General features: G+C 69.9%; 25 protein-coding genes and 1 pseudogene. 17 read left to right on the forward strand and 9 right to left on the reverse strand.

From position 1 onward, the window contains the following. The coding region (locus tag RCO28_RS34190; RefSeq protein WP_308945245.1) for a hypothetical protein at positions 1–189 on the forward strand (189 nt) is incomplete at its 5' end. Positions 190–397: 208 nt separating this feature from the next. Here RCO28_RS34190 and RCO28_RS34195 read toward each other — a convergent pair. The 3 genes from RCO28_RS34195 to RCO28_RS34205 all read right to left on the reverse strand — a co-directional run bounded on the left by RCO28_RS34195 (position 398) and on the right by RCO28_RS34205 (position 3,619). After that, complete coding sequence (locus tag RCO28_RS34195; protein WP_308945246.1) at positions 398–919, reverse strand: DUF3560 domain-containing protein; 522 nt, start codon at positions 917–919, stop codon at positions 398–400. A gap of 82 nt (positions 920–1,001) precedes the next feature. Then, entirely contained in the window at positions 1,002–2,240 is a 1,239-nt protein-coding gene (locus tag RCO28_RS34200; RefSeq protein WP_308945247.1) for a DNA polymerase III subunit beta, read from the reverse strand. An 863-nt stretch (positions 2,241–3,103) separates the two neighbouring features. Continuing rightward, complete coding sequence (locus tag RCO28_RS34205) at positions 3,104–3,619, reverse strand: A24 family peptidase (RefSeq protein WP_308945248.1); 516 nt, start codon at positions 3,617–3,619, stop codon at positions 3,104–3,106. Between the two features lie 403 nt (positions 3,620–4,022). Between RCO28_RS34205 and RCO28_RS34210 the strand changes: the two genes are divergently transcribed. The 8 genes from RCO28_RS34210 (at position 4,023) to RCO28_RS34245 (ending at position 13,415) form a co-directional block, all read left to right on the forward strand. Next, entirely contained in the window at positions 4,023–4,880 is an 858-nt protein-coding gene (locus tag RCO28_RS34210) for a hypothetical protein (protein ID WP_308945249.1), read from the forward strand. A 116-nt stretch (positions 4,881–4,996) separates the two neighbouring features. After that, entirely contained in the window at positions 4,997–5,248 is a 252-nt protein-coding gene (locus RCO28_RS34215; protein ID WP_308945250.1) for a hypothetical protein, read from the forward strand. 32 nt (positions 5,249–5,280) lie between these two features. Further along, the gene (locus tag RCO28_RS34220) at positions 5,281–6,279 is read left to right on the forward strand and encodes a conjugal transfer protein (protein ID WP_308945251.1); all 999 of its coding nucleotides are present in this window, start codon (positions 5,281–5,283) and stop codon (positions 6,277–6,279) included. Continuing rightward, entirely contained in the window at positions 6,276–6,608 is a 333-nt protein-coding gene (locus RCO28_RS34225) for a hypothetical protein (protein WP_308945252.1), read from the forward strand. The genes RCO28_RS34220 and RCO28_RS34225 overlap by 4 nt, the downstream gene beginning before the upstream one ends. After that, a complete protein-coding gene (locus RCO28_RS34230; protein ID WP_308945253.1) occupies positions 6,605–7,195 on the forward strand; it encodes a hypothetical protein in 591 nt (196 codons plus the stop codon). Before RCO28_RS34225 ends, RCO28_RS34230 begins: the two co-directional genes overlap by 4 nt. A 30-nt stretch (positions 7,196–7,225) precedes the next feature. Next, the gene (locus RCO28_RS34235; protein WP_308945254.1) at positions 7,226–9,772 is read left to right on the forward strand and encodes an ATP-binding protein; all 2,547 of its coding nucleotides are present in this window, start codon (positions 7,226–7,228) and stop codon (positions 9,770–9,772) included. Then, positions 9,769–12,306 (forward strand): hypothetical protein, encoded by a 2,538-nt coding sequence (locus RCO28_RS34240; RefSeq protein WP_308945255.1) that lies wholly within the window; start codon positions 9,769–9,771, stop codon positions 12,304–12,306. Before RCO28_RS34235 ends, RCO28_RS34240 begins: the two co-directional genes overlap by 4 nt. Then, positions 12,303–13,415 carry an NlpC/P60 family protein gene (locus RCO28_RS34245; protein WP_308945256.1) on the forward strand — a complete coding sequence of 371 codons (1,113 nt, stop codon included), beginning with the start codon at positions 12,303–12,305 and terminating at the stop codon, positions 13,413–13,415. The genes RCO28_RS34240 and RCO28_RS34245 overlap by 4 nt, the downstream gene beginning before the upstream one ends. A 14-nt stretch (positions 13,416–13,429) precedes the next feature. Here the strand turns inward: RCO28_RS34245 and RCO28_RS34250 are convergent, their stop codons facing one another. The 4 genes from RCO28_RS34250 to RCO28_RS34265 form a co-directional block, all read right to left on the reverse strand. Next, the gene (locus tag RCO28_RS34250; RefSeq protein WP_308945257.1) at positions 13,430–13,963 is read right to left on the reverse strand and encodes a hypothetical protein; all 534 of its coding nucleotides are present in this window, start codon (positions 13,961–13,963) and stop codon (positions 13,430–13,432) included. Between the two features lie 64 nt (positions 13,964–14,027). Then, positions 14,028–14,705: an HAD hydrolase-like protein gene (locus RCO28_RS34255; RefSeq protein WP_308945258.1), complete on the reverse strand. Its 678-nt coding sequence runs from the start codon at positions 14,703–14,705 to the stop codon at positions 14,028–14,030. Between the two features lie 320 nt (positions 14,706–15,025). Next, the gene (locus RCO28_RS34260) at positions 15,026–15,199 is read right to left on the reverse strand and encodes a hypothetical protein (protein ID WP_308945259.1); all 174 of its coding nucleotides are present in this window, start codon (positions 15,197–15,199) and stop codon (positions 15,026–15,028) included. 196 nt (positions 15,200–15,395) lie between these two features. After that, the gene (locus RCO28_RS34265) at positions 15,396–15,737 is read right to left on the reverse strand and encodes a DUF6415 family natural product biosynthesis protein (RefSeq protein ID WP_308945260.1); all 342 of its coding nucleotides are present in this window, start codon (positions 15,735–15,737) and stop codon (positions 15,396–15,398) included. 217 nt (positions 15,738–15,954) lie between these two features. Here RCO28_RS34265 and RCO28_RS34270 point away from each other — a divergent pair, with 217 nt between their 5' ends. The 4 genes from RCO28_RS34270 to RCO28_RS34285 all read left to right on the forward strand — a co-directional run bounded on the left by RCO28_RS34270 (position 15,955) and on the right by RCO28_RS34285 (position 18,863). Further along, positions 15,955–16,227 carry a hypothetical protein gene (locus RCO28_RS34270; RefSeq protein WP_308945261.1) on the forward strand — a complete coding sequence of 91 codons (273 nt, stop codon included), beginning with the start codon at positions 15,955–15,957 and terminating at the stop codon, positions 16,225–16,227. Beyond that, complete coding sequence (locus RCO28_RS34275) at positions 16,187–16,723, forward strand: DUF6879 family protein (RefSeq protein WP_308945262.1); 537 nt, start codon at positions 16,187–16,189, stop codon at positions 16,721–16,723. Before RCO28_RS34270 ends, RCO28_RS34275 begins: the two co-directional genes overlap by 41 nt. 25 nt (positions 16,724–16,748) lie before the next feature. Beyond that, a complete protein-coding gene (locus RCO28_RS34280) occupies positions 16,749–17,618 on the forward strand; it encodes a helix-turn-helix transcriptional regulator (RefSeq protein WP_308945263.1) in 870 nt (289 codons plus the stop codon). A gap of 471 nt (positions 17,619–18,089) precedes the next feature. Further along, entirely contained in the window at positions 18,090–18,863 is a 774-nt protein-coding gene (locus tag RCO28_RS34285; RefSeq protein WP_308945264.1) for a hypothetical protein, read from the forward strand. 152 nt (positions 18,864–19,015) lie between these two features. Here RCO28_RS34285 and RCO28_RS34290 read toward each other — a convergent pair whose 3' ends face one another. Beyond that, positions 19,016–20,308, reverse strand: coding sequence for a helix-turn-helix transcriptional regulator (locus tag RCO28_RS34290; RefSeq protein WP_308945265.1), 1,293 nt, complete (start codon positions 20,306–20,308; stop codon positions 19,016–19,018). Between the two features lie 246 nt (positions 20,309–20,554). Here RCO28_RS34290 and rfbB point away from each other — a divergent pair, with 246 nt between their 5' ends. The 4 genes and pseudogenes from rfbB to RCO28_RS34310 form a co-directional block, all read left to right on the forward strand. Next, positions 20,555–21,571, forward strand: a complete 1,017-nt coding sequence (rfbB, locus tag RCO28_RS34295; protein ID WP_308945266.1) for a dTDP-glucose 4,6-dehydratase — start codon at positions 20,555–20,557, stop codon at positions 21,569–21,571. 23 nt (positions 21,572–21,594) lie between these two features. Next, positions 21,595–22,572, forward strand: coding sequence for an ATP-grasp domain-containing protein (locus RCO28_RS34300; protein ID WP_308945267.1), 978 nt, complete (start codon positions 21,595–21,597; stop codon positions 22,570–22,572). Continuing rightward, positions 22,569–23,717: a DegT/DnrJ/EryC1/StrS family aminotransferase gene (locus RCO28_RS34305; protein WP_308945268.1), complete on the forward strand. Its 1,149-nt coding sequence runs from the start codon at positions 22,569–22,571 to the stop codon at positions 23,715–23,717. The genes RCO28_RS34300 and RCO28_RS34305 overlap by 4 nt, the downstream gene beginning before the upstream one ends. A gap of 114 nt (positions 23,718–23,831) precedes the next feature. After that, positions 23,832–24,131: pseudogene (locus tag RCO28_RS34310) on the forward strand (hypothetical protein); the annotation flags it as partial. 13 nt (positions 24,132–24,144) lie between these two features. On the opposite strand, the gene RCO28_RS34315 reads toward RCO28_RS34310, so the two are convergent. After that, positions 24,145–25,320 (reverse strand): UDP-N-acetylglucosamine--N-acetylmuramyl-(pentapeptide) pyrophosphoryl-undecaprenol N-acetylglucosamine transferase, encoded by a 1,176-nt coding sequence (locus RCO28_RS34315; protein WP_308945269.1) that lies wholly within the window; start codon positions 25,318–25,320, stop codon positions 24,145–24,147. Positions 25,321–25,369 lie beyond the last annotated feature (49 nt).

Below are 25,369 nucleotides of genomic sequence, written 5' to 3' on the forward strand. Positions count from 1 at the left end.
CAGCGCGACGCGGACGACGACGCCGAGTTCTACGTCGTCGACCTCATCGACCTGGAGCAGGTCGCCGCGCCGCCGCTACGCGGCGGGAGGATTGCCGCGCTCCGCGCGGCTGAATTCCGACTTCGTCGGAATTACCGGCCAACTCCGTTGTCCGGGGCTCGAATTGCTCCGCAATTCGGCCTGCAGTAATTCGCTCCGCGAATTACTGGGGCTGGCTGTGGGGTTGAGGATCGCTTACTTTTCGTCTTCCCGCATTTTACTGATAGGCCGTCACAGACGGTCCCACCGGGTTGAATTGAAAGCCCCTCAACCCCACAGCCCACTATCGAATTTTGTAACCCCCACTATGCCACGGCACTACAGCCCTGACAAGGTGCCATAGCCCCTCGAGCAGCCTCTAGTTGGTGGGGCTGGTGGTCGTTACACCATCGCGGGTGCGTGAGAGCACTCGGTCGTATTCGCTTTTCGGGTCGTCCATTCCTCCGCCGGGGCCTTCAAGGGTGAGCGTTTTTGCATTCACGCGCTTGACGCGGTAGACGTCCTTGTTCCGCAGATGCGTGCGCACTTCGACGATGTCTCCGGGCATAAAGTCGGTCCGATTCCACGGGCGTGTGCGTGATGCTTTAATTTCGGCGAGGTCTGCGTCGATGCGCGCTCGGTTCGCTGCTGACTGTGCGTGCTCGGCCTCCTTGCGGGCTTCGATGGCGCGGCGTGTGGCGTTGTCGGCCCGGTCGCGGTCTCGGAGCGCGGATCGGTACGAGTGGTGGCCGACGAGCAGTGGCTGTCCGCCGGCGAACCGTCCGTACGCGCCGGATGCGTGGTCGCTCAACTGCTTTGCTCGGGTGGCGAGTTGGTCTGCGCGCTGCTGCAGGCGTTCGGCTTCGTTTCGTTTGGCTTGGGCTGTCTCTTGGGGGTCCATGTCTGCTCCCGCTGTTTCTAGCCTCTGGTCTGTCTCGGGTGGCGGCCGCGGAGGGGTTCCTCCGCGGCCGCGGTGGGGGGTCCTAAAGCCGTACGGGCATCAGCAGGTAGCGGTAGTCGGTGTCGGTCGCGTCGGGGCCCTCCGTGAGCAGCAGGGGCTTTACGACGCGTCCGTCGGTCATGTGGGGGAGGTGTAGGTACACGGTGTCCGTGGTGAGCGTGTTCAGGCCGTCGGTGAGGAAGTCGGGGTTGAGCGCGACCGTGCCGGGTTCAGTGCTTCCGGCGGCCGGCTTGATGGTGACCTGCATGCCCTTGACCCGGTCTTGGTCATGGCCCTCGTAAAGGCTCGGGCAGAGAGTCGCGTCTCCGGTGTCGTCGAGGCGGAGCACGGCGGGGCTGTTGCGCTGGTTCTTGGCGCCCATGAGGGCCTTCACCTTGCGCACGGCCCTGAGCAGTGCTGCGCGGTCGACGCCGAGCGTCGCGGCGTATGTGTCGGGGAAGAGCTTGGCGTACTTGGGGAGTTCGCCTTCCAGGGTCCGGGTGGTGATCGTGATGGTGTCGAGGATGAACGTGACGCGGTGGTCGTGTGCGTCGTTGGCGACGCCGATACGCACGGGGCCGGAGGTGGTCTTCAGATGGCTGCAGAGCGCCTTCAGCGTGCCGCCATGGATGTTGGCGGTAACGGGGTTGTCCGGGTGGGATCCGTGGTGTGTGACGGGGAGTTGGGCGACGGCGAAGCGGTAGCGGTCCGTGGAGGCGAGCTCCAGGTGCTGTGTGATGGTGAACTGGACGCCCGTGAGCGTGGGCAGGGTGTCATCGGTGCCGGCCGCGGGGAGGACGCGGGTCAGCTGCGCGAGGAGCGCGGCGGCGTCGACGTTCATCGTGGCGGGGACCGGCGGGAACGGAGTGGGGTATTCGGTTACGTCTTCGGAAGCCATGGGGAGTGCGAGTTCCGGGGTGGAGAGCATGTCTCCGGTCAGGGTGACCGGCATGCGTGCTGCGGTCGCCTTGGTCTCCCCCGTTGCCACTGCCTTCAGGGACTTGGCGAGCTCGCTGTAGTGGAGCAGCGAAGCGCCGGGGGCGGTGCTCTGGGCCGGGAGCTCGACGGTGACAGCGACTTCGTAGTCGAACCCGCTGAGCGTGGCGCCCTGTTCGTGGCTGCGGAGCAGTACGCAGCCAAGGAGGGGGTGGGGCGGGCGTGCGGGAACGGCCATCTCCATGGCCTTGAGCGCAGCCGTCAGTTCGGTGTGGTTGGTCGTGAACTGGGCGTTGAGCTGTGCGGTGTTGGGGTTCGCGTTCTGCTCAGGGATGACCTGGGTCATAGGGGTCTCCTTGGGTGTGTTCTGGGATTTGTGGTCGGCTGCCACTACCGACCAACAAGAAAACTGTACAGCATTTAGTAACCTTTGGGAAGATGCTCGGACGGAGTTTCTGCAGGCCAAACGGGATTTAGCGGCCCACGCGGGTGCCCGCGGCCGGGGAGGGGCGGGGTCGTGTCGGGCCTCCTGGCGCGGTGCGTCAGGAGCAAGGTGTCCGGCAGCGCGGAGCGCCGCGGGGTACGAGGCGCGGAGCGCCTCACAAGGGCGCGGAGCGCCTGGCCCCGCCTGCCGGACACCGCAGGGCGTAAGAGCGCGGAGCGCTCGCGCCGGGGGCCGCGGAGCGGACCCCGGCACGCCGCCCGACCCGACGCCGCCCCTCCCCGGCCGCGGGCACACCCGGCTGTGAACGAGCCCTCGAGGCTGTCCCTGCGTCCTGCTGCGCCCCGGCCCCGGCGCCGGGCACGACCAGGTGGCTACTGCGCGAAGTACGGCTGGAGTGTGCGGATCCCAGAGGCCCCCGCATTCGTTCCGGCGAGGTGCCCGGCGCGCGCAGTACGAGGGCTGCTGTCGGTTGACCAGACGCTCGGTCATAGCGGGCGGGCACCGTGAGCATCGAAGCCGAGGTCTGCTGGGCTCCCGGGTAGAGAAGGGAGACTCTCCTCCCTTACAGGGAGGAGAGGTGTCGGCGGGGAAGGGCCCTAACCCTGGGCGCCCTGACCTGCGCAGACTCCGCGGGCTCGGTCAGGCAATGGCTCCCATTGAGCAGCCCGTAAAGCAGCCTGTTAGGCAGCCCGTAAAGCAGTCCGTTAGGCAGCCAGTAAAGCAACCCGCCACTGCGACGGGGCGCGACTAAGCCCTTCGCGGCCCTAGCTGATGCCAGCGAGGAGCACGGTCGTGTACGCGCCGCCGAGCATGCCGGGGCCGAACGGGATCTGCGTCTTGCGTCCGGTCTTGTGGGCGGCGGCGAGGACCAGGCCGTGGAGTACAGCGAGGAGTTGGCCGGCGAAGGCGCCGGCGAGGACGGCGTCCCACCCGTGCCAGCCGAGCACGAGGCCGATGGTGAGGGCGAGTTTGACGTCGCCGAAGCCGATGCCGTTCGGGCTGATCAGGAACAGAGCGAAGTAGCCGCCGGCGAAGGCGACGGCGCCGAGGAGCGCGCGGGTCCAGGAGCCCTGGGCGGTAGGGAGCAGCGCGGTGATGCCCAGGAGGGCCGCGGTGGTGACGGCGAGGGGCAGCGTGACGGCGTCAGGGAGGCGGTGAACGGCGAGGTCGATGGCGGCCAGGGCGATCGCGGGTGGGGTGATGAGGAGCCAGACGGCGAGCTCGGGCTGCGGTCCGATGGCGTGGGCGAGTACGGCGCCGAGCAAGCTCGTGACAGCCATGAGGAGCGGGGTGTTGGGCCCGTATGGTGCGCGGTCGCCGTCGGCGTGGCAGGTCGTGCAGCGGGCGAGTCCGAGCGGTCCGCGCAGGGGGTGGCCGTGGGGGCAGGTCGTGCGGGGCGGGGTGCCGGGTGTGGTGGCGAGCTGGTGGACCGCGCGTGGGAGGAGCAGGCCTGCGGCGGCTCCGTAGAGGGCGGCGAGGGCGGTCACGAGTATCGGCACGGCAGTGATCGTAAGCCGCGCTGGGTGAGGTCGGGTGAGACCTGCCTGCGCTCACCCAGTGGGGGTGGTGGGCGTGGGTTAGGAGTTGGGCAACCTTGTGACCTGCGCATTCGTGGTTCTGGGTGAGCAGTTGGGTGGGGGGTGCTGAGGAGAGTTCACGACACGTCGCTGAGAGGAGCGTGTCGTGATCACGGGGACCGAGCGCATTTTTGACTCGCTGGATGCCGAGTGGGCGTTGGTGTGTGCAGAGCCGGAGCACACCGCGTGGGTGTGTGAGTGGCTGTTTGCGGCGGGGGCGCTGCAGGCCGGTCAGGTGCCGGCATCGCTGGACGAAGTGCTGGAGCTGATGCGCCGGCAGACCCGCGCCCAGGGGAAGCAGTTCAGTGACCGGTGGCTGATGGCGCTGCTGCGGGTCGCCGCCGGGCAGGGGGCGCAAGCGCAGCTGGCTGCGCGGGTGGTGGTGCAGTCGATGCTGCCGATGGCGGTCGTGATGACGCGGCGGCTGCTGCGTTCGGGGCGGGACTTCGATGAGGTCGGGCAGACGGTCGTCGCGTGCCTGTACCAGGTGGTGCGCACCTATCCGGCGTCGCGCGTCCGGAAGGTCGCAGCGAATGTGCAGATGGAGACGCTGCACCTGGCGAGCCGCGAGCTGGAGGCAGAGGCGGAGCCGGACGGTCTGGGGCTGCCCGAGGTCGTCTCGACGTCGACGTCGGCATCGCCGTCAGCCTCGATGTCGGCGGGGCCGGAGGAGTCGGTGTGGCCGCGGCTGCTGGCCGCGAAGGCCGCCGAGTGCCGACTGGTCGACGTCGCGGCGGAGGACCTCGAGGGCGCGCGGGGCGAGTTGGTCGAGCTGCTGCTGCAGGGGCTCGCGACGGGTGCAGTGACCGAGGACCGGGCACGGGCGATCGCGCAAGACATCCGCCAAGGAGGGCGTGAGGAGTCGCAGCAGGCCGGAGTCTCGGCGATGGCGTGGCGTCAGCGCCGCTCAAGGGCGGTTCGGGAGCTGCGTGCGGTCGCCAGCGACTGGGCGGTGGCGGCGTGATCGCGTTGCTTCGAAATTTCCGTGAGATCTGCGGTCACGTTTTCGGCGGTTCGGCTCCTTGGGCGGGGTGTGCGGCGGACAGTCCGCTGCGCACCTCTCGGGGAGGGAGCGGCCAGGTGACTCAGCAAACGACGGATGCGGCGGCCGTGGAGGCGGATGCGGTGCTGCTCATGCGGGCGCGGCGCAGGTTGCGGGAGCTGGCGGTGCAGCTGGAGATCGCGCCGTTCGCGCCGCAGACCACTCAGGCGTTGCGCACGTATCTGGAGGACGAGGCGGAGTCGGCTGCGGCGGCGTTCGCCCGGTGGCGGGAGCTGCCGGGCGGGGTCCGCCGGCAGGAGGCCGGGCGGATGCGGGAGGCACGGTCATGAGCCGACGTTCCCGTAAGGCCTCTGAGGATCAAGTGCCCGATGAGGTTGTGGAGGCCGGCGGCTGGGTGATGCGGCAGACCAGTGGGACGGCGCTGATCACCAAGCTGATGCGCGGCTTGGCGTGGGGGCTGCTGCTGGCCGGGCCCATCTTCGGTGCTGTGGCGCTCCTGAAGCCGTCGCCTTCGGTCGGCGTGCCGCAGGCCCGTGCCACCTCGGCGGCGCCCGCGCGGGATACGGCGGGTCCGGCCGGGTTCGCCGAGATGTACGTCTCCGCATACGTGGCTGCGGGACGCGGCGAGGAGGCCCAGCTTCAGCCGTTCTTCCCGGGAGCGCGGGACGTGTCCCTGGACGCCGATCCCAACCTGCAGCGGGCCGAGCGGCTCGCCGCAGTCCGAGTCAAGGAGGTCCGCGGCGGCTACTGGTCGGTGACCGTCGCCGCCCGCGTCACCGAGTCCGGAGCCAAGGGCAAGGATGCGAAGGCTGATGCGGCTGGCGAACAGGCCGATGCGGTGGAGGCCTTGCGGTACTTCCAGGTACCGGTCGCTTCGGTCGCTGGCGGCGGCTTCGCAGCCGTGGCGCTCCCGGCGGAGGTCTCCTCCCCCGGCGGCGGTGCACCCGACGAGTCCGAGCTCGCCTACGGGCCTGCGGTACCGGGAGCGCGTGGGGACGCGGCGGTGTCCGCGGTGCGGGAGTTCCTGACTGCTTACCTGACCGGTGCCGGGGGTCTGGACCGCTACCTCTCCCCCCGTACGCGGATGCAGGCGGTGTCGCCGCCTCCGTACGAGGAGGTCGCGGTGCGGCAACTCGCCGAGGCCGGCGGTGACTTCCAGACCGGCGTAGCGGCGAAGGACGGGGCGCGGCGAGAGCTGCTCGTCGACGTCGACGCAACCGATTCTCTCGGCCGTTCGCGGCCGCTGACCTACGCACTCACGCTTCAAGGCCGCGACGGGCGGTGGGAAGTGGCGGCGCTCGATGCCGCACCAGCCCTGAACCGTGCGTCGGGCGAAGGCACGAAAGGAACGAACCAGTGAATGAACTGCTCGTGATGGCAGGAACCATCGACGACGCCACCCAGATCACGAAAGACCTCAACGCGCTCATGGTGCACGGGGTGATGGGGCTTCTGGTGACCGCCGCGACGATTACCACGCGGTGGCAGACCAAGTCCTGGGTGGCGGCCGCGACCGCATTCGTCGCGGGGGTGGCGTGCTGGTACGGGGTGGCCAACGCGACGGTATTCAGGGACAAGGTCGGTGAAGACCTCGCCCCCAAGGCGGCTCGGCCCGCGCACGGCCAGGTCCTCGTCCTCGACCAAGTGCCCGGCCCGGCTTCGGGTGACGAGAGCGAAGTGCGGCGGTGAGCGCGGCGGCGCCGGCGGAGCAGGCCGAGGCGGATGTGCTGGTGGGCCGCTGTTACACGAAGGCGCGCCGTCATCCGCTGGTGATCGGGAAGCTGCCGGGCGGCGGTCAGCTGTTGGGCGGCCCGTACACGGTGCCCCAGGCCATCGTCATCGCCGTGTCGTTCACGCTGCTGATCCTCCTGCGGGACGTGTGGGCGCACTTCGGGCTGCTCAACGTACTGATCGCGCCGGGTGTGGCGTACGGGCTGGGGCTGGTGGTGCGGCACGTCCACGTCGACGGGCGCGGTCCGCTCGCGGCGGCCGGGAGTTTGGTCGGTCTTCTGGCCGCGCCGTCCGATGGCCGGATCGGCGGGCGCCCCATGAAGGCCCTGCGGTCCCACCTGGCTCAGGGCGTGTGCACGGTGACCTGGCACACCCCCGCATCTGAGCCCGGCGCCGCCCCTGTTGCTCTCCTACGGCCGGCCGCAGCCGCCGCCGAGGACGCGAACGAGGGCCCGCGCTCGGGTTCACCGGCCGGTACCTCGGCCGCTGCCGGGCCGCGGGCGCGGTCCTGGGTGGGCGCTGCCCTCGCCGCCGAGCGCGGCTAGAACTTCCGTCAGTTTGAAGGGATTTGAGCGATGCGTCTTCCGGTGCGCCATGTGCGCGGGAACGTGGTGTGGACGGTGCACGGCACCGCGTGGGCGATCTGGCGGGTGGCCGGGGACGGTCAGGCGAGGGTGTCGCGCCGGGCGAAGGTGCAGCGCCTCGGCGTCATCGAGTCGCTGGTCAAGCAGCTACAGGGCGAGGCGATGTTGTTGTCGCTGTGCCCGCAGATCAACCCCGCGTCCGTGGTGGAGAAGATGACGTTGGGTGTCGACCTCGACTCCTCGCCGCGCTATACGGAGCTCGCGCACCGGGTGCTGGACCAGCTGGAGACGCTGGAGCTGACCGGGCGCACCGACTGGGTGGCGGTGCCGCTGCCGCAGTCGCGCCGCCAGGCCCTGAAGGCCGCGGCGCGGGCGGCGCAGGCCGAACTCGCCCTACAGCTGGGCCTGATGCCCGCGCGGGTGAGCGCGCGTGAGGAGCTCGACTGCCTGACGCGGGCGGCGGAGATGGCCTCGAGCTGGCCGTCAGCGCTGAACCTGCGCCCGGCCAGCGAGGCCGAGATTCTGTGGATCTACGGGCACAGCGCGCGGCGCGGGGTCGTCGAGCCGCTGCTGCCCGAGCAGGGCACGGACACGGTTCGGGGGCGGGGTCGTAATGCGGCCGCACTCGGCCAGGTCGTGCTCGCCGAGGGCGCCCTGCCCCAGCAGGACGAGCCCCGTGAACGCGGAACGTCGGGGCCGGGTGGCGTGTTCGGGCGGCGGTGGCTGCAGGTGTCCACCGAGTGGGGCGAGTCGTATCAGGCGCTGTGCGCGCTGGCGGAGATGCCGGAGAGCTTCCGGTTCCCCGGCTCGGAGTTCCTCGCGCACCTGGACCAGTTCGCGTTCCCCGTGGACTGGGTGGTCCGGCTGTCGGTGGCCGGCGGGGCGGAGGCGGAGGCCAAGTCGCGTCGCCAGGCGCGGGAGTTGGCGAACCAGTACAGCGAGTACGGCGCTGAGAGCGCGGGGGTGCCGGCATCGGTGGACAAGGCTGCCGAAGGGCTGGACGAGTACCGCGAGCGGCTGACGGCCTCGAAGACCGAGGTTGAGGTGCAGGCCATGGGCGCGTTCTGCGTGTGGGGGAACACCCCGGCCGAGGCCGAGCGGCGCGTGAAGGAACTGATCGCCTACTTCAGCGGCAACGAGTACACCTTCGCGCGGCCACGCGGCGAGCAGGAGAACCTCTGGTACGGGATGCTGCCTGGCGCGCGGACGCCGCGGGTGATGGTGCAGTACGCGCAGTTCCTGCTGGCGAAGGACTTCGCGATGTCCGGGCCGTTCTCCACCGGGGCGTTGGGCGACGAGGCCGGTCCGCTGTTCGGGCTGCAGCTGGCCGGCGGAGGGATCCGCCCGGTGTACACCGACTTCGCGCAGGCAACGAGCAGGCACCGGTCCGCCTCGGCGGCGTTCATCGGTGAGCTCGGCTCCGGCAAGACCACCGCCATGAAGACCGCCGTGTTCCAGACCCTGGCGGCCGGGCGGCGCCGTGGGCAGCGGGGCAGCCGCGGGCGGGCGGTGATCGTGGACCGAACGCACAAGCAGGAGTGGGTGCGCTTCGCGCAGGCCTGCCCGGGACAGACGCAGGTCATCAATATCGACAACACCGCCTCGGTGTCGCTGGATCCGCTGCGGATCTTCGGCTCGACGGATCAGGCGCAGCGGTACACCGAGAGCTTCCTGACGCTGCTGCTCGGGATCACGCCGATGTCGGACGAGGGCCTGGCCCTGTCCGAAGCGATCGCCACCGTGCTTAGCGAAGACCGTCCGTCGCTGCGGGTCTTGGCCGAGGAGCTGGCCACCCGCGGTGCGGAGGATGCGGCGGCCAAGCTCGTGGCCCGCCGGCTCAAGGCGGCCGCGCGCAAGGACCTAGCCAAGACTCTTTTCGACGAGAGCCTGCCGATCGTTCAGACTTCGGCCGCCGACTCGGTCGTGTTCGCGGTGTCTCAACTCGCCCTGCCCACGCGGCGGGAGCTCCAGGGCGGCCGGCTCGACCAGATGGAGTGGGAGAAGGTCTTCGGCCGCTCGGTCATGTACTTGATCGCGGCGCTGTGCCGGAAGGTGGCCTTCGAGAGCGACGCGGAGTCGTGCGCGGTCGTGTGGGACGAGTGCTGGTGGCTGACCTCCTCCCCCGAGGGCTGCGAACTGCTCCTGGAGGTCATCCGCGACGGCCGCAAGCACCGCGCTTTTGCGTTCGTGGGCTCCCACGATCCGCGCGACATCGGCCCCGAGGACAACGAGATCGGCAAGGTCATCCTCGGGCTGATCCCGCGCCGGTACCTCTTCCGCCACACCGACCTGCACCTTGCCCGCCGTGGCCTGGCCTTCCTCGGCCTGGACCCGAAGGACGAGGACCTGCTCACCGTCGTCACCACCGAGCTCTCCCCTCTCCCGGACGACGACGACACCGAGCCGGCGGCGGAACGGGCTGGTGAATGCCTGCACCGAGATCTGTCGGGGCGGATCGGCGCCATGCAGGTCCTCATCCCCTTCGACGAGCTCGTGGCCGAGCACATGCACTCGCAGCCGATGGCGGCCGCCGCATGACCCCCAACACTCCGCAACGGGCAGCCGGTTGGCACCGCTGGGCGCTCGGGCGCGGCCTCATAGGCGGGCCGAGGCGCTCTTTGCGGGCCGGGATCGGGCTGCTGCTGCTCGCCGGGGTGCTGTCGCTGCTGGCCGCCGGCGTTGCCGCCGCGGCGCCCGAACCGACACCGCGCCCCGAGCCGAGCCAGACGATCCCCGACCGGTTGCCCTCCGAGCCCAACCCGCTTGAGCCCACCCCGGCCCCCGGGCCCACCCAGGAGCCCGGCCCGGCGCAGAAGGCGATCGACAAGGCCAAGAAGAAGAAGCTGCTGTCCGACTGGGACCGGCGCATCGAAACCTACAAGAAAGACCGCCGCAACGGTGGGGTGTTGTCGGCTTTCGAGGTGACCGACCGCGACGGCAACCCTGTCTCCTCCTACCGGATCTTCGACGACACCGGCAGCTGGAAGGACTGGGACCTCAAGGTCGCCGCGTTCCTCGTCGACGGCTTCTTCCTCGGCACCAAATGGTGCGTGTCCTTCGCGTCCTTCCTGCTCGCCTGGAGTCTCTCGTTCAAGCTCGCCGGGCTGCTGCTCAAGCCGGCGCTCGCCGTCTCCGACAGCCTGTATGGGTCCGTGATGGTGCAGATGGGCCTGCCGGGGCTGTTCCTCACCTTCGCCACGATGGTGGCCTCCTGGCATCTGCTGTTCGGGAACCGGGCCCGCGGGTGGGGCGAGGCTCTGGCCGCGATGGTCATCTCCGCGCTCGCGCTCGGCGCGCTCGCGGCGCCCCCGCAGATGCTGCTGAGCGAGGAGCACGGCGCGGTCGGCAGTGTGCGGGCCTTCGCCGTCGAGGTCGCCGCGCTCGTCCTGGACAACGAGGACGCCATCACCACGCCCAAGACCACCGTCAACGGCGACGTCGACGACACCGTGCCCGCCGGGTCGAGCGCCGGTGAGCAGGTGCGCGGCAGCGCCGCCGCCCTGGCCCGGCCGATCACCGACGAGCTGGTCGACGCGTTCGTGGTGCGCCCCTCGATGCTCCTGTCGTACGGGCAGACCTTCGACGGGGCGTGTGCGAAGAAGTTCCGCGACTCCCGGATCCAGCAGGCGGTGTTCGACCAGTCCATTGACAACGCGATCGCCAAGGGCAAGAGCCTGCGCGACATTCCCGTTCTCGGTGTGGTCATCAGCGGTGGCCTCAACGAGCCCATCCAGGACCTGACTATGGAGATGGTCCAGGAGCAGGCCGCCGACCTCGGGCCGATGGCGAAGTTCGAGAAGGAGTGCGTCAAAGGCGAGGCCGGCTCCCTGAAGAAGGCGTCCATGGACAAGGTCGGCGGTGCCGCGTTCATGTTCTTCGCCGCCCTGCTGGCCTGTGTGTTCATCGTCGTCCTCGACGGGGCTTTTCTTTATGCGCAGGTGTGCCTGGCCAAGGAGGCGATGCTCGCCAAGGTCGCACTCGTCGTCGGCGTGCTGCCCGGCCCGGGCCGGGCCTGGCTGTGGGCCCGGGGACTGGCCGTGTTGCGCTACCTCGGGCTGATGGTGCTGGCCGTGGTGAGCCTGGCCGTGCTCATTGTGGTGCTCACAGCGATCCTCAACGCCCCCGAGAAGGACCTGCCGGGCGGCGTGACGGTCCGGTTCATCGTCATCGACATCCTGTGCATCTGCGCGTTCATCTTCCGCAAGCGGCTGGCCCGTTCCACCCAGCATCTCGCCGCCCGGGCCCGCGGCCGGCTCGGCTCCAGCGTCTTCGGCGGCGCCTCCTCCCCCACCGACTTGGGATCGTCCGGCAGCGGGCGGAGGGGCTCGATGGGCCGCCGGCTGCTCATCGGCGGGCTCATGCTCGGCGCCTTGGCCGCCAGCGGCGGCACCGCTGGGGCCGCCTCGCTCGGCGCGGGCGGGCTCGGCTCCGGGCGCGGCTCCACCTACCTGGCACGGCGCCTCGTACGCGGCGGTGGCCGCCTCATCAGCAGCGGCGCTCGGGCCACCGGCTCAGCTGTCACCGGCGCGGCCAAGGGCAGTGTCGCGCTCGGCAAGCTCGGCCTCCGGTCCACGCTCGGACTGCCGGTGTACGGGCCGCGCGCGGCCCGCCGCACCAGCGCCGCACTCACCGCCATGCCCGGGCGGACGGCGAGCGGCGCCGCCGGACTCGGGCAGCGGCTGCAGACCATCCACCAGCAATACGCCCCCGCCGTGCAGGACTTCACCGGCGAGTACGTGCACAACGTGCGCTCGCTCGGCCGCTTCGTGACCGGCCGCGGCCGCAGCGGACCCTACGTGCCCCGCCCCCGGACCGCGCCGCCGACTACTCCGGTGGCCCGGGCCGTAGTTCGCCCTCCGGCCAGTTCTTCGCCTCGTCCTCGCCCGACCGCCCCTGCCCCCGCGCCGGCGCGGGTCGTGGTGCGGCGCCGCCCGGTGCCCCCGCACCAGCAGCAGCCCCCGGCCACGGCCGCACAGGCAGGCCTTCATCGGCGCCTGCACCGCATCCGCAACGCCCCGCAGCCGACCGGCGGCGGGCGGCCGGCCCGGCGTCTGCCTGGAGGTCGGCCGTGAGTGGCAAGGGCGCGGCCGGTGTTGCTACAGGTTGTTTCGCCGCGCTGGCCGGGGTGCTCGGGATCCTGATCCTGTTCGTCGCCGCGGTTGCCGGCGGCGCCGCCGAGCACGAGAACGACGCCCCAGCTTCTGGCCCGGGCTCGGCGCCGTCACAGGTCAAGGGCATCAACTCCGTGATGCTGTCTGCCTACACGCGCGCCGCCACCCAGATCCGCACCCTGCGGCCGCAGTGCACCGGCATGCGCTGGAGCCTGGTCGCCGGCATCGGAGCCGTCGAGTCGAACCACGCCAGCGGCCGGAACATCGCCGCCAACGGGGACATCACGCCGCGCATCATCGGGCTGCGCCTCGACGGCAGCGGCGCCGGCGGCAACACCACCGCCATCAAAGACACCGACGACGGACGCCTCGACGGCGACACCGCCTACGAGCGGGCCGTCGGGCCCATGCAGTTCCTGCCCGGCACCTGGGCCGGGCCCTCGGGCGCGGACGGCAACGGCGACGGCGCCAAGAACCCGCACAACGCGTACGACGCCGCCCTCGGCACCGCCGCCTACCTGTGCGGCAGCGGCAAGACGAACCTCGGCGACGAGAAGCAGCTGCGGCAGGCGATCCTGCGCTACAACGGCGCAGGCTGGTACGCCGACAAGGTCCTCGCCCGCATCCGCGCCTACGACCAACTCGGCACCAACCCCGCCCAGAACACAACCACTTCAGCCACGGGACGGGCCGGGAAGGTCATCCAGGCCGCGCTCGACCAACTCGGCGAACGGTACGTATGGGGCGGAGGCAACACCCAGGGCCCCACCAAGGGCGGGTACGACTGCTCCGGCCTCATGGTCTACGCCTACTACCAAGGCGCCGGCATCACCCTCCCCCGCACCTCCCAGACCCAGCGCAACATCGGCACCCCGGTGCCCCGCAGCGAGATGCAGCCCGGCGACCTCATCGTCATCAACAACGACGGCAACTGGGGACACGTCGGCCTCTACATCGGCGGCGGCAAAATGGTGCACGCCCCCAACCCGCGCCGCTCGGTCGAGACCGTGTCCGTAGCCGAAGGCAGCGAATGGGCCCGCCATGCATGGGACATACGACGCGTCCTGTAGGGCGCATGGTCGCCTCAGAGGCGATCTCGGAGCCGCAGTGATCGGCGGATGGTGTCGAGAACTGGGTGGTGTTCGGGCCGGTGGCCCGGGCCGGGTTTGATGGTGCAGCCGTGGTGGCTGGCGAGGAATCGGGCGCCGTGAAGGACGCATCCGGTAACGGGTGGGCCGGTCAGTGGTTTAAGGAGGACAGCTTCCTCCGGACCTTCGCAGAGTTCACGGTTTTCGCCCGCTGCTCTGCAGCGAACTCCGCTGCCGCCAGCAGCCAGCGTCAAGTCGGGGTGTTCCTGTTGGAGCAGTTCCAAGGCCTGGGAGATGGAGAGGTTCGCCGTGTGGCAGGCCTCGCCGAGCTCAACAAGGGCTCCACGTAGTGCGGTTGCAGCGGGCGGAAGCTGGTCGGGCGAGGGTTCGGTGGATGTCTCGAGCGCAGCGATCGCGTGGAACGCGAGGGCGTCGAGGCCGTGTCTGGCGATGGGGTCGGTGGCGGAAGCCTCGATGAGACGGAGCAGTCGGTAGGCCGCTTGGACTGCTTGCCGTGTCGCGTCGTCCATGAGGGCACCTCCTACCCGCTGGCTGTTCCGAGTCGCTGCCGATCCGGGCTGACGCGCGGGTTCGTCAACCCGTCTCTGTACGTACGTACTTGGCCAGAAGGGCGGTGTCCTGAAGGTCGGGAAGCACCGTGTCCGTGCCGGCGTTGCGGAAGTCGTCTGGGGTGAAGCGGCCCGAGGCGACGGCCACGATCCGGGTACCCGCGGCGTGCGCGGCGGCGATGTCGGCCGGGGTGTCCCCGATCAGGACCGTTTCGGTCGCGGCTGCTGCTGCGCGTTGGAGGGCGAGGCGCACGAGTTCTGCTCGCTCGTCGTGGTCGTCGCCGTAAGCGCCGATGGTCCAGTCGATGTGCTGGTCCAGGCCGAACACTTCCAGCTTGATCCGAGCGACAGCCCGGACGTTGCCGGTGACCACGCTCTGGATCACTCCGTCACGGTGGAAGCGGTCGAGTGCGGCCGCAGCGCCGGGGAGGGCATGGCCTCGTTCGCTGAGCTCGGCGGCATGGGCGTGGTGTTGCTCGGTGAGCGCGTGGGCGAAGCGTTCGAAGTCGGTGCGGGTAGTGGTGAGGCCGTGGAGTTTCGCGGTCTCGCGGAAGTTGACGGGTTCGGTGATGCCGTCGATCTTCGCCTGACGCTGCATCGGCACGCCGAGGGTGGCTTCGAAGGCGGCGGCGGACAGTTCGCGACCCACGCCGCGGGTCGCGATCAGTGTGTGGTCGATGTCCCACAGGACGAGCCGTGTCACCCGGGCCTCCCCTTCAACTGGCGGATCCGCATGGGGAATCACCCCTGTGAGCCGATGATGCCCACAACCGGCTCCCGAACTGCTCGATCGCCGGAATCTGCTGGGGAGAAGAGGAGCACGGTGGACTCGCCGCAGCTACCAGTCGGTCCCTGACATTCTCGACCGCGGATGTCAGCGTCGTCGGATGGAACGCGCAGTCCCGGCCGTGTGGTGTTGCGGCCGGGACTGCGCAGGGTGGGCGCGCCCTGTGTTGCTCGCCGACGGGCGGGCCCCGGGCCCAGGGAGGGCTCTTGTACTTCGAACTCCCTGGGAGCTAGGGCTTACTGGCGGGAAAGCCGGGACGCTTGAGGGCCTCTACTCGGCCACTCGACCTTGGCGTACACGTCGAGGTGCGATCCCTTGTGCCACTCGATCTCGGTGCAGAACGCCTTGCCGTCGGGGTGCTTGGCCCAGCAGGGCAGCGGCGCCCCAGAGCGCTCCGGGTTGCCGCTCACGACACACCCCCTTGAGGGCCACACGCCGGGCAGGCCCGCGGAAACCACCAGGTGACAGAGTCGAGGCGGCGCAACCGCCTGGGGCCCAGGTCGACCGCTGACCCGTTGTCGAGGGGCTGCATGCAAGCGACGCAGGCCGAGCCTCGCAGCTGGGCTTCGGTGAGCCCCTTGGGGCTGGGCGGGGCGGTCGCTGTGCTCACGCTTCACCGCCGGCGTACTCGTCGAGGGCCCGAACCGAGCGGGCGAGCTGGGCGAGGGCACGGCACGCGGCGAGGCTGCCCGTGCTGGTGGTGGCGAGTGCCTCGCGGGCATCGGCGAGGGCTTTGTCCCGCGAATACCAGGCGCGTGTACCCCTGTTGATGCGGTCGGCTTGTGCCTGTACGAGCGGGACGAGGCGATCGGCTTCGGCGCGAAGCTGGCGTTCGAGCTCGGCTTGTCGGGCAGGTTCCGGCCGGATCCGCGTGGAGCTGAACGCCTCGTCGAGCAGGGCCGGCAGCGTAACGGGCTCGGCCGGGGTGGGTGTGGGAACGCTGAGCATGGCGCCTCCGCAGGGCTGGACCGCCCCGAACCAGGGCGGGGGTCGTTGCCGCGTGCATCGACGCTAAGACCGGAATGTGCACGGTCTCCACTGCCGTGCACCGATGTGCACGAATCGCGTCAGCCTGCACCACTGGCGCGTTTGTGGTCTTGACCTGAATCCTCAACAGGCAGACGGTGGTGCACACCTGAGCACCGCTCACGAAACGAGGGCAGCCATGGCCTTACAGTTCATCGGCATTGACCCGAACACGGGGCAGTCCGGATCTCCCACGGCGTGGGTCGACACGGAGACGGCCGACATCGTTCTGCAGAGCTACACCGCCGACGAGGCGACGCGCGCCGAGTGCATCGAGAACACCGCACCTGGGCACGCGGAAGAAATCCCCGCCCACGAAACGGTGATCCGCGTACCGGTTCACCTCGTCCCCATGCTGAGGGAGGCATGCGATGCCGCCGAACGGCGCGCTGAACTTCAACGACCTGCTTGAGGCCAGCACAAAGTCTGCCGTCCACCTGGAAATGCGCGACACCTACGGCGTCGGCGACGAGGCCGACGACTTCGATCACTGGCAGCGCACCGGGGAACGGGACGCCGACCCCGGATCCACGTACTGGACGCCCTGGGTCGACCTGATCTCCCGCGCGACCGCCCGCGGCGTGCGGGTGCGGCGGGCCAGAATCGTCGCCGAACCAGTCACCGACTACATCCGGTACGAGCACGCCGGGACGGACGTCAACGTGACCGCAGGCGAGGACGTGCGCTGGCTGCCTCGACGGCAGGCCGTCGACCTGCTCGTTCCGGGCGGCGACCTGTGGATCTTCGACGGTCAGCGGGTGCTGTTCAATCACTTCACCGGCGCCGGGGACTGGGCGGAGCCCGGCCTCGAACTCCGCACGGAACCCGACCTCGTGAAGCGGTGCGTCGACGCGTTCGAGACCGTATGGGACCGGGCGACCCCGCACGCCGATTACAAGATCCGCTGAAGCATCAACCCGGATAGGCCAGCACATGACCGATTCCCCGTCGTCGTCCGCACAGGCAGCCCGCGAGGCCGTGGCCGGCCGCCTGCGTGCCATACGGAAGACGGCGGGGCTCGGCGTCGTCGGACTGGCCGGTCGGTGCGGGTGGCACCACGCCAAGGTGTCCCGCATCGAGAACGCGAAGACGCCGCCGTCGCCCACCGACATCCGCCTGTGGTGCACGCACAGCCAGGCGCAGGACCAGGCAGACGATCTGATCGCCGCGTCGCTCAACGCCGAGTCCCTGTACCGGGAGTGGCGACAGCGCACCCGGCAGGGGCTGCGGCAACTGCAGGACAGCTACCTCGACCTGTTCCGGGCGACCCGCCTGTTCCGCGTCTACTCGCCGACGCTCGTCCCCGGCCTGCTCCAGACCGAGGAGTACGCGCGGGCGCTGCTTAGCGGGAACGCCGACCTGCTCGAGGTGCCGAACGACGCAGACGCCGCGGCGCAGGCCCGCGTCAAGCGGTCCCGGATCGTCCGCCAGGCCGGTCACCGGTTCCTGTTCGTCGTGGAAGAGGCCGTCCTGCGCTACCAGTTGGGCGACAAAGAGGCGATCGCCGGACAGCTCGGCTACCTGCTGACGGCCGGCGCGCTGCCCGCGGTGTCGCTCGGCATCATCCCGAAGGACACCCCCGAACGGATCCTGAGTCCGCAGGAGCTGTTCCACATGTACGACGACACCCTCGTCTCCATGGACCTGATGTCGGCACAGGTGAACGTCACCCAGCCGACGGAGATCTCCCTGTACCTGAAGGCATTCGAGCAACTGCGAAGCATGGCCGTGTACGGAGCCGATGCCCGCACGCTCATCACGGCCGCCATCGAGGCCCTGGACCAGCCGCCCAAGGGCGACTGAAAGCAGAAGCTCGCAAGAGGCGGCCGCCGACCTGGTACGCGTACTGAACTGGCACCCTCGTGACCAGAGCTTCACTGGTCAACCTCGGTGGCGGTCACTTGAGTTCGGCGGCAACAGGGGTAGTTCTGAAGGACGTGTACCTCGCAGTGTCACGTTTTTGCGGGATCGGCTCCTTGGGCTGGTTGAGAGGGCGGCACCCGGCCGCCCGGGCCCTGGGAGCAGCGGCATATGTGCGCGTCCTTTTCGAACTCCAAGCTCGGCCGTACGGACTGCTGGAGCGGCTGGCCGGCGCGTACGCGTGAGCACGGTCCGCTACAGCCGTTCACTGACCGGCCCGAGCAGTGGGAGTACAAGGTCCGCCGTCATGCCAAGCAGGTTGCTGCCACCGGCAGTGCCGCAGAGATCCACGAGCGCGCAAGCTTCGGATGGTTGGCCTGGCATCCTGGTCCTTCCCCCACTGCCCCGGCCCGAGTGGTCAGCATCGGCATACTGCCGCCCGAGCCTTCCCGCGCTGCCCGGCTGTCCCGGCTCTGGCTAAGCCGAGGGCCCGCGCTCGGGCGACAGGTTCTCAGCCTCCTGGCCGCCTATGCCGTCGCCTTCGCCGTCATGGGGCAGCTTCTGAAGGCCGGAGTGCCGGGCGACATGACCGTTCCTGTCGCCCTGTTGCCGCTGTGCGTGATGTTCGCTCCAACGCTCCTCGATGCCGCAGCCCGGCACCATGTGCACGTGGTCGAATCGTCCCCGGGCATCACGACCCTGCAAGAGATCATCATCCGCCACCAGCAGATCGCCAACGCGTATGCGCGGGCCCCGATACCCGAGCTCGGCCAAGCCGTTCGGCTCAGCCATCAGCTGTTGTGGGACTGCGCCACGCTTCTGCAGACGTGCCCGGGCCACGCGACCGACCGACGGTTCCAGGCCTACGAGGAGCCGCACGCCATGCTTGTCGATCAGGCGCTCGCCGCGGCCGCCGCGCACGTGGAGAAGGAGTTCGTCGTCTCCCTACCTCTGGGCACGCACGGAGCTTCCGACGACAGTCCGGATCCGCTGCCGGATGGGGATTTGCTCGCGCCGGAGGACGTCGCTGACAAGGCGCAGGAGCTGAACGATCTCGCGACCGCAACCCGCTACGCCACCAGCCGTCTTCACCCGCCAGCGGCTAGCCGGCGCTCGGACGGCGGTGGAGAAGAGGACCACCCTGCGGCCGATCCCGACTGGTGGCGCAGCTACCCTGCCCAGGGCTGACAAGCAGAATGTTGTGCACGATGCCCGCGCACCGGCCAACGAAGAGAGCTATGCCTACCAGCAAGTTCTCGACGACCGCTGGAAGCTCGTTGCCCTCGATGTGTCGGCCAGCGCGCGCAACTAGCGCTCGGCCAGCGGTTCGAGTCCTGCACTCAGGCAGGTACGGCACCGGTGCGGATCGCGAATTCCCGGACTCCGGGTACACGTGCGGGAGCGTAGAGAAGGTCGGTGGTGAGGGCGCGTAGGGCGGGTCGTCGTACTTCTTGCGGTGCTTCCTGTTCCACGTGCCGGAGGGCGATGAGCGTCTGCGGTCCGTCTCCGAGTGCGTGCCACATGCGTGCGGTGTCGGTCCACGCGCGCGCCCGTCGCTCAGCTGTGGACATGTGGTCGATGTCGAGGCGCTGGGCGATGCGCACTCCTTCGTCGGGGGTGCCGAGCGCGTTGAGGACGCTGATCCGGTAGGCGTCGACCTGGGCCCGGGTGGCGTCGACGGTGAACAGCCCTGGCACCGCGTCCTGGTGGCGTTCTGTTTGCTCGCCAGCCTCGTCGAGCAGGTCGAGGGCAGTGTTGCGGTCGGTGCCGTTCGCCGCGGTGTAGGCGGCGGTGAGAAGCAGGGTCGTGCGTACGGCTCCGGTCTGAGTCTGGGCGGGGTCGAGGTCGGTCGCCTCGCGTCTGAGCAGCCGTACCGCGGCCGGGCATTGGCCGGAGCGGCGCATAGTGATCGCCAGGACGCGGGAGGATTCGCCGATCGGGACGGGATGGCCGACGGCTCGGGCAGCGGCGAGGGCACGGTCGGCCGCGACCCAGGCCGCCTCGTTGTGCTGCTTGAGCGCGAGTTCGGTGGCGAGCACGTAGGCGCGGGCGACGATCACACCTGCCTGCTCCCGTTCGCGCCCTGACAGCGAGTCCCGCGTGGCAGTCGCGGTGGCGATGAGATCAGGAAGGGCGCGAGCGAGGGCCGTGTAGCGGGCCGCGCAGTAGTCGGCCCGTGCGGTGGCCGTCTGCTGGGTGAGGCGGGTCAGTGGTGCCGGTGGCGCGGAGGGGAGCCGGAAGAGGGCTTCCTCGAGAGCAGCTGCCGGATCGGCGGATGCGGGCGCGGCACCGGCGGGGGACGCGCCGACGACGGCTGTCGCTCCGGCCGCCACCGCACCGGTGAGCAGGTTCCTACGACGCACCGCATCCTCCTCGTCCGCTGGGCGCTCCACCGTATCGATCGTCGCCGTGGCAGGGACAGGAGTCGAGGTCAGCCGGTTGGGTGGGATGTTCAGCAGGACCGCGAGCTGGAGCAGGCGCTGGTGTTCGAGGCGCAGTTGGTTGCTCTCGATGCGGGAGATGGCCGAGGCCGAGTAGCCGCATTTCTGGCCGAGTTGAGTTTGTGTCAGGCGTGCGGCACAGCGGGCACCGCGGATGATCGCCCCGATGTCCGGCGTCGATGGCACGTCCATGGGCTCCTCCTGAGGAGCAGTTGAGACACGACGGTAGCGCCAACTCCTCTGCGCGGGGAGGGCGTAGGGGCGCACACCGTTTGCGGGTTCCGCACACCGTGTGCCAAGGCATCGGAACGTGGTCCCACAGCGGGAGGGACGCCTCCATTGTGAGTTCACGCCCAGCGGCAGCCGGGCGGTCCCGACGGCCGTGGCACTAGCCAGATCGGCGGTGCCGGAGGCCGTCTCCCCTCCCAGGAGGCCTCCATGGAACATGTGCTCGTCACCGGGGGTGCGGGCTTCATCGGCTCGCACTTCGTAAAGCGGCTCCTCCACGCTCCCGACGTGGCAACCGTGACCGTCCTCGACGCTCTGACCTACGCCGGACACATCGAGAACCTGGGGACCGCTTTCCTCAGCGAGAAGCTGTCATTCGTTCAAGGCAACATCCTCGACACGGGCCTCGTGGACGACCTCGTACGCGAGGCCACCGCCGTGGTGCACTTCGCCGCAGAGTCGCACGTCGACCGGTCCTTCTTCGAGGCCGGCGCGTTCATCGCGACGAACGTGCACGGCACGCAGACCCTGCTGGATGCTGCCTTACGCCACGGTGTCGAGCGGTTCGTGCACGTCTCGACGGACGAGGTCTACGGGCCGATGCCCGAGGGCTGTGCGACGGAGGAATCCCCGCTGCGCCCGTCCGTCCCCTACGCCGCGTCGAAGGCTGCCTCCGACCTGGTCGCGCTCTCGTACCACCAGACCTTCGGCGTACCGGTCTGCGTGACGCGCTCCTCGAACAACTACGGCCCGTACCAGCACCCCGAGAAGATCATCCCGCTGTTCATCACGCGCCTACTCAAGGGCGAGCAGGCCACGCTGCACGGTCGCGGCGAGCACGTCCGCAACTGGCTGCACGTCGAGGACAACTGCGCGGGCATCGAGGCGGTCCTCCGCGAAGGCACCCCTGGGGAGGTCTACAACCTGGGCGGTGGCACGGACTTGACCAGCCGCGACCTGACCGGCCACCTCCTGAACGTGTGCGGCGCGGACTGGGACTCCGTCACCTACATTCCGGACCGGCAGGCCAACGACATCCGCTACTCCATGGACTGGTCGAAGGCGGCCGCGCAGCTCGGCTACCGGCCGGAGCGGAACTTCGAGGAGGGCCTGGCCGAGACGGCCGACTGGTACCGGCGCAACGCTGACCGATGGGCGCCCATGATGCGGAACCCGAACGCCGCCCGCCCCGCTCGTCCGCTGCCCACCTCTCCGGCCGGGCGGTGAACGCCGTGAGATGTCGCATCCTCGTGACCGGCGTCGGGGCCAACCCAGGCTTCGGGCTCTCCCGCAGCCTCCTACGGCTGGGCCATCAGGTCGTCGCCGCCGACGCGAACCGCCTCGCCCCCGGGTTCCTGCTGCCGGAGGTCATTCCCCAGCTCATCCCCCGCGCCGACGACCCCGCCTACCCCAAGGCCGTCGCAGAGCTCTGCCGCCAGCTGGGCGTGCAGGCCATCGTGGCGGGCATCGAGAACGACATCCCTCCGCTGCAGGCCATGCAGCCCCAACTCGACGCCGCTGGGGTCCGATTGTGGCTCCCGGATCCGGATGCGGTACGCGCCGGACTCGACAAGGCCCGCTTCCACCAGGTGCTCACCGAGCACGGCATCGCGACTCCGCGCACCTGGCTACCCGAGGCGATCGACGAGATCCCGGACGGACGACAGCTCGTGGTCAAGCCGCGGGACGGGCACGGGGCGCAGCACGTCCACCTCGTTGACCGGCGTGACCACGCCCGCGCGCTCACCGAGATCGTCCCCCGCGCGATGGTCCAAGAGCGGGTTCAGGGGACCGAGTTCACCGCGGACTGTCTGGTGGACCGCGCCGGACGGGCCTCAGTGATCCTGCGCCGCCGCGATCTGGTGAAGGCCGGCCTCGCCGCGGTCTCCACCACATTCGACGACCCCACCGTGCGCGCCCTCGTCCTGAAGACCCTGCACGCGGTGCGAGCGGCTGGGCTGTGCTGCGTGCAGGGGTTCATCGCCGCCGACGGCGCGGTCACGATCACCGAACTGAACGTGCGTGTCGCGGGAGGCTTCGCCCTGGCCGAAGCCGCGGGCGCGGACCTCGTCGGCCAGACGGTCAACGGCCTGTTCGGCCGGCCCGTCGACCACGAGCGCCTGACCTACCGCACCGGGATGTGCCTCACCTCGTACATCGAGACCCTGGCCGTCGGCGACGCCGCCGAACTCGGCCTCACCCCACAGCGGAAGGGAGGAGCGTCGTGACCGTGTCGAGCAGCGCGGACTTCACACGCAATGCCAGCCCGTACTTGTACGGGCCGGAGGCGGCCGCAGTCGCCCGGGTCCTGGAGTCCGGGCAGTACGGACACACCCGGGTGACCGAGGACTTCGAGCAGCGGGTCGCCGCCTACCTCGGCGTCCCCGAAGCCGTGGCCGTGTCCTCCGGCACTGCTGCCCTGCATACCGCCCTGCTCGCCGCCGGTGTCCGGCCCGGCGACGAGGTGATCGTGCCCTCCATGACGTTCTGCGCGACCGTCCAGGCAGTCCTCGTCGTGGGCGCCACCCCCCGGTTCGTCGATGTCGATCCGGCGACGCTCTGCGTCACCGACCAACTCGTCCGGCGCGCGGTCACCGGCGCCACCCGGGCTGTCGTCCCCGTCCTGTTCGGCGGCCGCCCGGTCGATCTCAGTCCTGTGCAAGGCGAATTGGCCGACCGGGGTATCGCCGTCATCGAGGACGCCGCGCACGCCTTCGGATCGCTCACTGGTACCCGCCCGGTCGGTGCAACCGGAAATCTGACCTGCTTCTCGTTCGGGCCGATCAAGAACCTCACCTGCGGCCAGGGCGGCATGGTCATCCCCCGCACGGCCGAGGAAGCTGACACGATCCGCCGCATCCGGCTCCTCGGCATCACGCAGTCGCAGGCCACGCGGGCGAACACCACGACGTACGGGGTCGCCGGCTTCGGGCTGCGCTACCAGCTATCCGGCATCAACGCGGCCATCGGCCTGGCCCAGCTCGACCACTTCGACACCACCAAGCGCACCCGTCGCCGCCTGTGGCGCCGCTACCGAGATGCCCTCGCCCCACTGGACGACGTGACGCTCATCGACGTCGGCATAGAGCAGGCGGTGCCGCACCTGTGCCAGGTCCGGGTACCCCACCGCGACCAGGTGTTCGCCGAACTGCGGGACCAGGGCATCGGAGTGGGCGTGCACTACCCGCCCAACCACCTTCAGCCCGCCTTCGCGGCCTGGCGTCGCCCTCTGCCGGCGTCTGAGCAGGCTGGAGCGGAGATCCTGAGCCTGCCGTTCCACCAGCACCTGACCGAACAGGACATCGACCACGTGGCCGTCACGCTCGGCAGGGCCCTCAATACCGTGGGAGCCGCCTCATGCGCAAGTTGCTGACCGTGTGCCTGGGGAACTACTGCCGCAGCCCCCTCGCGCAGATCGCGCTCACCCGCCGGTACGGCTCAGCGGTGGCCGTGCGCTCAGGCGGGCTGATCGGGCAAGTGGCAGAACCAGAGCGCCCACCCGTCGATGATTGAGGCTGCTCGGCGGCTCGGCCTCGACCCCACGCCTCACCGCGCGCAGCAGATCACCGTGGAGATGCTGGTGTGGGCCGACGCCGTTCTGGCGATGGATACTGCGGTCCTCGAGGCTCTCGGCTCCATCTGCGGTGCGGACAACGTGCAGAAGCTCGGCCTCTACCTGTTCGACCGCGATGTGCCCGACCCGATGGGCCTGGGCCCCGACGCGTTCCATGACTGTGCGGTGCTGATCGAGGCCGGCACCGCCCTGCACGTTGAACGCCCCGCCTGAGCCCGGAAGTTGTTCATCCGGAGGCAGCGGACAGGATCACGTCGACGAGCCTGTCCGCCGCGTCCGGCCGCCCATGGGCCCTGGCCGCGTCGGCCATCGCAGTCCGGCGGGCAGGGTCCGAGAGCAGCGGGCCGACCGCCTCCCGCAACCGGTCGGCGGTGACCTCGCCTTCCAGCGACAGGGCCGCGCCCGCCGCTTGGAGGTGGCGGGCGTTGTGGGCCTGCTCGTTGCCCGCTGCGGAGGCGAGCGGCACGAAGACCGCCGGCTTGCCCAAGGCTGTGAGCTCCGCGAGGGTGCCCGCGCCGCTGCGGGAGATCACGACGTCGGCGAGCGCGAGTACGTCGGGAAGCTCGGGCCCGACGAACCCGGTGAGGTGGTAGCGGCCCGCGAGTTCTGGCGGGAGCGCCGCAGCGAGCTCGCCCAGGGATGCGACGTTGTCCGGCCCGCACTGGTGCACTACGTTTGCCCGCTCCAACAGCCACTCCAGCGCGTCCCCGACCACGTGGTTGATCTGCTGCGCGCCCTGCGCGCCGCCGGTGACGTACAGGGTCGGCAGCCGCCGGTCGAAGCCGGTCAGGCCGAGCGTGCCGATCGCCTTGTCCGCGTGCCCGGTCAGGACTTCCGGCCGCACTGGGTTGCCCGTCACGACGGCCACAGGCCGTACGGCCTCCGGGAGCAGCGGAAGCGTCGACTCCGAGGACACCGCCACGTACGTCGCCGACGAGGCCAGCTTGCGGTTCGCGAGGCCGAGCCGGACGGTCTGCTCGTGCAGCACCAGCGGGCGCTTGCACATCCGCGCCGCGAGCCCGGCCGGAACGGCCACGTATCCGCCCGTGGCGAGCACGACGTCCGGGGCGAACTCGGCGATCTTCTTCCGCGCCTGCGCGACGCCGAGCGGCACCCGCGCCATGTCCTTCACGTTGGCCGGGCCCAGCATCTTCAATGGGTTTGACGAGCGGCGGATCTTCCCCGTCGCGACCGTCGTGAACGCGATGCCCTCGGCCGGAGCCACCCGCGCCTCGAGCCCTTGCGCCGTACCGATCCACAACACCTCGACCGCCCTGCCCTCAGCGGCAAGTCGGCGCTGCAGCGCGCGGACCGCGGTCAGAGCCGGATAGGTGTGGCCACCAGTACCACCACCCGAGACGATCAGGCGGAACGGAGCCGAAGACGCAGAGTCAGCAGTCACCCGCCGCACCCTACTCGTCCCCCTGCCAAGGGCGGCAAAGCCCGAGGAC

The sequence above is a fragment of the Streptomyces sp. LHD-70 genome, from assembly GCF_031157275.1.
Taxonomy (GTDB): Bacteria; Actinomycetota; Actinomycetes; order Streptomycetales; family Streptomycetaceae; genus Streptomyces.

Bases quoted from the DNA above. Each gene is read 5' to 3' on its own strand.
- RCO28_RS34275 (WP_308945262.1), top strand. From the start codon at position 16,187: ATGCCGCCGAACGGCGCGCTGAACTTCAACGACCTGCTTGAGGCCAGC.
- RCO28_RS34290 (WP_308945265.1), bottom strand. From the start codon at position 20,308: ATGGACGTGCCATCGACGCCGGACATCGGGGCGATCATCCGCGGTGCC.
- RCO28_RS34195 (WP_308945246.1), bottom strand. From the start codon at position 919: ATGGACCCCCAAGAGACAGCCCAAGCCAAACGAAACGAAGCCGAACGC.
- RCO28_RS34240 (WP_308945255.1), top strand. From the start codon at position 9,769: ATGACCCCCAACACTCCGCAACGGGCAGCCGGTTGGCACCGCTGGGCG.
- RCO28_RS34265 (WP_308945260.1), bottom strand. From the start codon at position 15,737: ATGCTCAGCGTTCCCACACCCACCCCGGCCGAGCCCGTTACGCTGCCG.
- RCO28_RS34250 (WP_308945257.1), bottom strand. From the start codon at position 13,963: ATGGACGACGCGACACGGCAAGCAGTCCAAGCGGCCTACCGACTGCTC.
- RCO28_RS34235 (WP_308945254.1), top strand. From the start codon at position 7,226: ATGCGTCTTCCGGTGCGCCATGTGCGCGGGAACGTGGTGTGGACGGTG.
- RCO28_RS34200 (WP_308945247.1), bottom strand. From the start codon at position 2,240: ATGACCCAGGTCATCCCTGAGCAGAACGCGAACCCCAACACCGCACAG.
- RCO28_RS34280 (WP_308945263.1), top strand. From the start codon at position 16,749: ATGACCGATTCCCCGTCGTCGTCCGCACAGGCAGCCCGCGAGGCCGTG.
- rfbB (WP_308945266.1), top strand. From the start codon at position 20,555: ATGGAACATGTGCTCGTCACCGGGGGTGCGGGCTTCATCGGCTCGCAC.
- RCO28_RS34205 (WP_308945248.1), bottom strand. From the start codon at position 3,619: ATGGCTGTCACGAGCTTGCTCGGCGCCGTACTCGCCCACGCCATCGGA.
- RCO28_RS34270 (WP_308945261.1), top strand. From the start codon at position 15,955: ATGGCCTTACAGTTCATCGGCATTGACCCGAACACGGGGCAGTCCGGA.